Origin of the sequence: Sphingomonas sp. (assembly GCF_039595165.1) — a bacterium.
Classification (GTDB): Bacteria; Pseudomonadota; Alphaproteobacteria; order Sphingomonadales; family Sphingomonadaceae; genus Sphingomonas.
In genome coordinates, this window is the sequence record NZ_JBCNMA010000145.1 from 1 (window position 1) to 8,089 (window position 8,089).

General features: G+C 65.0%; 3 protein-coding genes and 1 tRNA gene. 1 reads left to right on the forward strand and 3 read right to left on the reverse strand.

Going from position 1 to position 8,089, the window contains the following annotated elements; all coding sequences use genetic code 11:
* Together rpoC and rpoB are read right to left on the reverse strand one after the other, a co-directional pair.
* The coding region (gene rpoC, locus ABDV68_RS16950) for a DNA-directed RNA polymerase subunit beta' (RefSeq protein ID WP_343521284.1) at nucleotides 1-2,271 on the reverse strand (2,271 nt) is incomplete at its 3' end.
* Nucleotides 2,272-2,357: 86 nt separating this feature from the next.
* On the reverse strand, nucleotides 2,358-6,509 hold the full coding sequence (gene rpoB / locus ABDV68_RS16955; RefSeq protein WP_343521285.1) for a DNA-directed RNA polymerase subunit beta: 4,152 nt from the start codon (nucleotides 6,507-6,509) through the stop codon (nucleotides 2,358-2,360).
* A 310-nt stretch (nucleotides 6,510-6,819) separates the two neighbouring features.
* Here rpoB and ABDV68_RS16960 point away from each other — a divergent pair.
* A tRNA-Leu gene (locus ABDV68_RS16960) sits at nucleotides 6,820-6,903 on the forward strand.
* A gap of 42 nt (nucleotides 6,904-6,945) precedes the next feature.
* Here ABDV68_RS16960 and ABDV68_RS16965 read toward each other — a convergent pair.
* The coding region (locus ABDV68_RS16965) for a sugar MFS transporter (RefSeq protein ID WP_343521286.1) at nucleotides 6,946-8,089 on the reverse strand (1,144 nt) is incomplete at its 5' end.

The following is an 8,089-nucleotide window of genomic DNA, read 5'->3' on the forward strand; positions in this document are numbered from 1 at the left end:
CGAGATGATCGGCGTCTCGATGATCTCGCCCGACGGCTTGGCCATCAGGCCGCGCATGCCGGCGAGCTGCTTGATCTGCGCCGCCGAACCACGGGCACCCGAGTGCGCCATCATGTAGATCGCGTTGGCGGGCTTCTCGCGGCCGGTCTCGGGGTCCTTCTTGACCGCCTTGATCTCGTCCATCATCGCGGCCGCCACCTGGTCGCCGCAGCGGCTCCAGGCGTCGATCACCTTGTTGTACTTCTCCTGCTGCGTGATCAGACCGTCCTGATACTGCTGCTCGAAGTCCTTCACGAGCGCGCGGGTCTCGTCGACCATCGCTTCCTTCTGCGCCGGGATGATCATGTCGTCCTTGCCGAACGAGATGCCTGCCTTGAACGCGTGACGGAAGCCGAGCGCCATGATGGCGTCGGCGAACAGCACGGTCTCCTTCTGGCCGGTGTGGCGATAGACCTCGTCGATCACGTCGCCGACGTCCTTCTTGGTGAGGAGGCGGTTGACGACGTCGAACGGCACCTTGTGGCTCTTCGGGAGGCACTCGCCGAGCAGCATGCGGCCCGGGGTGGTCTCGAAACGCTTCATGTACGCGTTGCCGTCCTCGTCCGTCTGGGGCACGCGGCTGGTGATCTTGGTGTGCAGCGTCACCGCGCCGTTGAACAGCGCCTGGTGCACCTCGGCCATGTCGCCCAGGATCATGCCTTCGCCGGGTTCACCCTCCTTCTCCATCGAGATGTAGTAGAGGCCCAGCACCATGTCCTGCGACGGCACGATGATCGGCTTGCCGTTGGCGGGCGACAGGATGTTGTTGGTCGACATCATCAGCACGCGCGCTTCCAGCTGGGCCTCGAGGCTCAGCGGAACGTGAACGGCCATCTGGTCGCCGTCGAAGTCGGCGTTGAACGCCGAGCAGACCAGCGGGTGGAGCTGGATCGCCTTGCCCTCGATCAGCACCGGCTCGAACGCCTGGATGCCCAGGCGGTGGAGCGTCGGCGCGCGGTTGAGGAGGACCGGGTGCTCGCGAATGACTTCGTCGAGGATGTCCCAGACTTCCTTGCGCTCCTTCTCGACCCACTTCTTGGCCTGCTTGAGGGTCATCGAGAGACCCTTGGCGTCGAGCCGGGCGTAGATGAACGGCTTGAACAGCTCGAGCGCCATCTTCTTGGGCAGGCCGCACTGGTGCAGCTTGAGCTCCGGACCGGTCACGATGACCGAACGGCCTGAATAGTCGACGCGCTTGCCGAGCAGGTTCTGGCGGAAGCGGCCCTGCTTGCCCTTGAGCATGTCGGACAGCGACTTGAGCGGACGCTTGTTGGCGCCGGTGATCGTGCGGCCGCGGCGTCCGTTATCGAACAGCGCGTCGACCGCCTCCTGCAGCATGCGCTTTTCGTTACGGACGATGATGTCCGGCGCGCGCAGCTCCATCAGGCGCTTCAGGCGGTTGTTACGGTTGATCACGCGGCGATACAGATCGTTGAGATCCGAGGTCGCGAAGCGGCCGCCGTCCAGCGGCACCAGCGGGCGCAGCTCGGGCGGGATGACCGGAACGACGTCGAGGATCATCCACTCCGGACGGTTGCCGGAGTCGATGAAGGACTCCACGACCTTGAGGCGCTTGATGATCTTCTTGGGCTTGAGCTCCGACTTGGTCGTGGCGAGCTCGTCGAGCAGCTGCTGGCGCTCACCCTCGAGGTCGAGGTCCATGAGCATGATCTTGACCGCCTCGGCCCCGATGCCGGCCGAGAACGCGTCCTCGCCATATTCGTCCTGCGCGTCGAGCAGCTCGTCCTCGGTGAGGAGCTGATACTTCTCGAGCGGGGTCAGGCCCGGCTCGGTGACGATGTAGCTCTCGAAGTAGAGCACGCGCTCGAGCTGCTTGAGCTGCATGTCGAGCAGCAGGCCGATGCGCGACGGCAGCGACTTCAGGAACCAGATGTGCGCGACCGGGGCCGCGAGCTCGATATGGCCCATGCGCTCGCGGCGGACCTTCGAGACGGTCACCTCGACGCCACACTTCTCGCAGACGATGCCCTTGTACTTCATGCGCTTGTACTTGCCGCACAGGCACTCATAGTCCTTGATCGGACCGAAGATGCGCGCGCAGAACAGGCCGTCACGCTCGGGCTTGAACGTGCGATAGTTGATCGTCTCCGGCTTCTTGATCTCGCCGAACGACCAGGAGCGGATGCGGTCGGGCGACGCGATGCCGATCTGGATCTGGTCGAAGGTCTCCGGCTTGGCGACCGGGTTCGCGAAATTGGTCAGTTCGTTCATTCTCTGTGTCCCTCTGGAGGGTCAAATTCGTCGGGCGGGGAGGGGACGGAGCACTGTGATGTCAACACAGCACTCCGTAGCACCCGTTACTCCGCCGCCTCGGCCAGCTCGTCGCCGTCCTCTTCGTCCATCGACTTGAGTTCGACGTTGAGGCCCAGCGAGCGCATTTCCTTGACGAGCACGTTGAAGCTCTCGGGGATGCCGGCCTCGAACGTGTCGTCGCCCTTGACGATCGCCTCGTAGACCTTGGTGCGGCCGACGACGTCGTCGGACTTCACCGTCAGCATCTCCTGGAGCGTGTACGCCGCGCCGTAAGCCTGCAGCGCCCACACCTCCATCTCGCCGAAGCGCTGGCCGCCGAATTGCGCCTTGCCGCCCAGCGGCTGCTGGGTGACGAGCGAGTACGGCCCGATCGAACGCGCGTGGATCTTGTCGTCGACCAGGTGGTGGAGCTTCAGCATGTAGATGATGCCCACCGTGACCTTGCGGTCGAACGCGTCACCCGTGCGGCCGTCGAACAGGGTCGACTGGCCCGAGGTGTCGAGGCCTGCCAGCTCCAGCATCGCCGACACGTCGCTCTCGCGCGCGCCGTCGAACACCGGGGTGCCCATCGGGATGCCCGTGCGGACATTCTCGATCAGCTCGGCGACCTGCTCGCCGCTGCGCGCCTTGATCTCCTCGGCATAGTGATCGCCGTAGATCTCGACGAGGCGATCCTTGACCGCGGCCGGCATCTCGCCCGCCTTGGCGTCCGGATTGGCTTCGCGCCAATCCTCCAACGCCGAGGCGACCTGCATGCCGAGGTTGCGCGCGGCCCAGCCGAGATGCGTCTCGAAGATCTGCCCGACGTTCATGCGCGAGGGCACGCCCAGCGGGTTGAGCACGAGATCGACCGGCGTGCCGTCCTCGAGGAACGGCATGTCCTCGACGGGGAGGATGCGCGAGATGACGCCCTTGTTGCCGTGACGGCCGGCCATCTTGTCGCCCGGCTGCAGCTTGCGCTTCACCGCGACGAAGACCTTGACCATCTTGAGTACGCCCGGCGGCAGCTCGTCGCCGCGCTCCAGCTTCTCGCGGCGGTCCTCGAACTTGTCCTTGATGCGCTTCACGGCCTCGTCATACTGGCCCTTCACCGCTTCGAGGTCGCTCTGGACCTTGTCGTCCTGCACCGCGAACTTCCACCACTCGTGGCGGTCGACGCTATCGAGCAGATCCTCGTCGATCACCGAGCCCTTCTTGAGGCCCTTCGGCGTGCCGGTCGCGGTCTGGCCGAGCAGCATCTCGCGAAGGCGCGACCAGGTCGCGCGGTTGAGGATGTTGCGCTCGTCGTCCGAGTCCTTCTTCAGGCGCTCGATCTCCTCGCGCTCGATCGCCATCGCGCGCTCGTCCTTGTCGATGCCGTGGCGGTTGAACACGCGCACGTCGACGATCGTGCCGCTAACGCCCGGGGGCAGGCGGAGCGAGGTGTCGCGGACGTCCGAAGCCTTCTCGCCGAAGATGGCGCGGAGGAGCTTCTCCTCCGGCGTCATCGGGCTCTCGCCCTTGGGCGTGATCTTGCCGACCAGGATATCGCCCGGCTCGACCTCGGCGCCGATGTACACGATGCCCGCCTCGTCGAGGTTGCGCAGTGCTTCCTCGCCGACATTCGGGATGTCGCGGGTGATGTCCTCCGGCCCGAGCTTGGTGTCGCGGGCCATCACTTCGAACTCGTCGATGTGGATCGACGTGAACACGTCGTCCTTCACGATCCGCTCGGAGATGAGGATCGAGTCCTCATAATTGTAGCCGTTCCAGGGCATGAACGCGACGAGCGCGTTGCGGCCCAGCGCGAGCTCGCCGAATTCGGTGGACGGGCCGTCGGCGATCACGTCGCCCACGTTGACGACGTCGCCCACCTTCACCAGCGGACGCTGGTTGATGCAGGTCGACTGGTTCGATCGCTCGAACTTCATCAGCGTGTAGATGTCGACGCCGCTCTCTTCCGCCGACACTTCGCCGGTGGCGCGGATGACGATACGCGACGCATCGACCTGGTCGACGATGCCAGCACGGCGCGCGGCGATCGCGGCGCCCGAGTCACGGGCGACGGTCTCTTCCATGCCGGTGCCGACGAACGGCGCTTCCGCTTTAACCAGCGGCACGGCCTGGCGCTGCATGTTCGAGCCCATGAGCGCGCGGTTGGCGTCGTCGTTCTCGAGGAACGGGATCAGCGAGGCCGCGACCGAAACGAGCTGCTTGGGCGAGACGTCCATCAGCGTGATCTGGTCGGGAAGCGCCATCAGGAACTCGCCCGCCTGGCGCGCCGAGACCAGTTCCTCTGTGAAGCGCTGATCGCCATCGACCTCGGCCGAAGCCTGGGCGATCGTGTGCTTCGCCTCTTCCATCGCCGAGAGATAGACGACCTCGTTGGTCACCTTGCCGTCGACGACCTTGCGGTAGGGCGTCTCGATGAAGCCGTACTTGTTGACGCGCGAGAACGACGCCAGCGAGTTGATCAGGCCGATGTTCGGGCCTTCCGGCGTCTCGATCGGGCAGATACGGCCATAGTGGGTCGGATGCACGTCGCGGACTTCGAAGCCAGCACGCTCACGCGTCAGACCGCCCGGCCCGAGCGCCGAGACGCGACGCTTGTGCGTCACTTCGGAGAGCGGGTTGGTCTGGTCCATGAACTGCGACAGCTGGGACGAGCCGAAGAACTCACGAACCGCGGCGACGGCCGGCTTCGCGTTGATCAGGTCGTTCGGCATCACGGTCGACACGTCGACCGAGCTCATGCGCTCCTTCACGGCGCGCTCCATGCGGAGCAGGCCGACGCGATACTGGTTCTCGAGCAGCTCGCCCACCGAACGCACGCGGCGGTTGCCGAGATTGTCGATGTCGTCGACTTCGCCCTTGCCGTCCTTGAGGTCGACGAGCGTCTTGACCACCGCGAGGATGTCCTCGGTGCGCAGCGTCGTGACGGTGTCCTCGGCGTCGAGGTCGAGGCGCATGTTGAGCTTCACGCGGCCGACGGCCGAGAGGTCGTAGCGCTCCGGATCGAAGAACAGGCCGGCGAACAGCGATTCCGCGGTCTCGAGCGTCGGCGGCTCGCCGGGGCGCATGACGCGATAGATGTCGGACAGCGCCTGCTCGCGCTCTTCGGCCTTGTCGGCCTTGAGCGTGTTGCGGATCCACGGGCCGGTCGAGACATGGTCGATGTCGAGCAGCTCGATGCGGTCGATGCCGGCCTTGTCGAGCTTCTCGAGATTGTCGGCCGACACCTCGTCGCCCGCCTCGATATAGATCTCGCCGGTCTTTTCGTTGATCAGGTCGAACGCGCTGTAGCGGCCGAAGATCTCCTCGGTCGGAATCAGCAGCGTCGCGAGGCCGTCCTTGCCCGCCTTGTTGGCGGCGCGCGGCGAGATCTTCTGGCCGGCCGGGAACACCACCTCGCCCGAGCTGGCGTCGATGATGTCGAACATCGGCTTCGCGCCGCGCCAGTTCTCGGGCTGGAACGGGATCTGCCAGCCGTTGGGACCGCGCACGAAAGTGACGGTGTTGTAGAAGTGGTTGAGGATCTCCTCGCTGTTGAGCCCGAGGGCGTACAGCAGGGTCGTCACCGGCAGCTTGCGCTTGCGGTCGATGCGGACATTGACGATGTCCTTCGCGTCGAACTCGAAGTCGAGCCACGAGCCGCGATACGGGATCACGCGCGCTGCGAAGAGGTACTTGCCGCTCGCGTGCGTCTTGCCGCGGTCATGGTCGAACAGCACGCCCGGCGAGCGGTGCATCTGGCTGACGATGACGCGCTCGGTGCCGTTGATGAAGAAGGTGCCGTTGCCCGTCATCAGGGGCATGTCGCCCATGTAGACGTCCTGCTCCTTGATATCGAGCACCGACCGGGCTTCCGTATCGGGATCGACCTCGAACACGATCAGGCGCAGCGTGACGCGCATCGGCGCGGCATAGGTGATGCCGCGCTGACGGCATTCCTCGACGTCGAACTTGGGAGCTTCGAGCTCATAGGTGACGAAGTCGAGCTCGGCGGTGCCGGCGAAGTCGCGGATCGGGAACACCGAGCGCAGGGTCTTCTCGAGGCCCGAGACATAGCCGATCGAAGGATCGCTGCGGAGGAACTGTTCGTAGGATTCGCGCTGAACCTCGATCAGGTTCGGCATCTGCACCACTTCGTGGATGTCGCCGAACACCTTGCGGATGCGGCGCTTCACGGTGCCGCCTTCGATCGCCTTGGTTGCCATGTGGATTTTTTGCCTCGTCAGCCTGAAATGCGTCCCGGTATCCGCCGGGGCAGGCACGCGAACAGACGCCAAAAGGGCCGAGCAACTTCCTCTTCCGAAGAGAAGAAAAGCTCAGCCTCTCAAGCGTCTATGGATCCCGGCGGCCAATTCGTCCGATGCGCTGCGCGACGGCGCATCATTTCCCGACCGATCGGGGTGAAGGCGGGATATAGGAAGCGGGGCGGGCCCTGTCAAATATATGGCGCGGGGCACCGCCGCATCCGGCTTGCGGCACCGCGGCCGATGGTCTAGCGACCGGCGCTCGCGACGGGCCCCTGTGGCGAAATGGTAGACGCAGTCGACTCAAAATCGACCGCCGCAAGGCATGCTGGTTCGAGTCCGGCCAGGGGCACCAGCGCAGAAGGGCCGGCCAGGCGACTCGCCGGCCCTTTGCATGTCAGCTAGCGACGGGACCGTCATAGGGGCGACGGGCATAATAGCCGAATCCCGCGATGATCGCGTAGCAGACCGCCGGCAGCAGCAATGCGGTGGCAAGGCTGCCCGTCGCATCTGCCAGCGCACCGGTCGCCAGCGGCACGACCGCGCCGCCGAAGATCGCGATGTTGATGATCCCCGACCCGTCGGCCGCGCGGCCGCCGAGCTTCTCCGAAGCCAGCGCGAAGATCGTCGGGAACATGATCGAGTTCATCAGGCCGATCGCGAGCAGGCTGTAGCCCGACACCGTGCCGCTGGTGTTGGTCGAGATCAGGATCAGCGCGATCGCGCCGAGCGCCACGAAGGCGAGGATCTTGCCGGGGCTGATGACGCGCATCAGGCCCGAGCCGATGAAGCGGCCGACCATCGCGCCGCCCCAGTAGAAACCGATCAGCTTGCCTGCTGCCTGCTCCTGAAGCCCCATTACGCCCGGCTGCATCAGATAGTTGACGATCAGCGACCCGATCGAGACCTCTGCGCCGACATAGAGGAAGATGCACAGCGCGCCGTAGCCGAAGCGCGTGCGCTTGAGCAGGTCGAAGCCGGCAAGCCCGCTGCTCGCTTCGTGCCGTTCGCCCTTCAGTCGGTTGCGGAATAGCCACACGGCGCCTGCAACGATCGCAAGGGCGGCGGCGATGCCGAGATAACCATGCATGATCGCCTTGCTCTCGGCGACTCGATAAGCGTCGAGCTCCGCACCTGAGAGTTGATTGGCGGTGACGGTGGCGAGGCTGCCGAGGATCAGCATCGAGCCGACGATCGGGAAGACCGTCGTGCCGAGCGAGTTGAACGCTTGCGCGAAGGTGAGGCGGCTATGCGCGGTCTCGGGCTTGCCGAGCAGCGAGATCAGCGGATTGGCGACCACCTGCACGATCACGACGCCGCTCGCCAGCACGAACAACGCGAACAGGAACAGGCCGTAGGTGGCGTTCTGTGAGGCCGGGATGAACAGCAGGCAGCCGACCATCATCGTTAGCAGCCCGGCCACGGCACCACGCATATAGCCGAGCTTCTTGACCAGCTTCGCGCCGGGAATGCCGATCAGTAGATAGGCGGTGAAGAAGCAGAACTGCACCAGCATCGCCTGGGTGTAGTTGAGCGTGAAC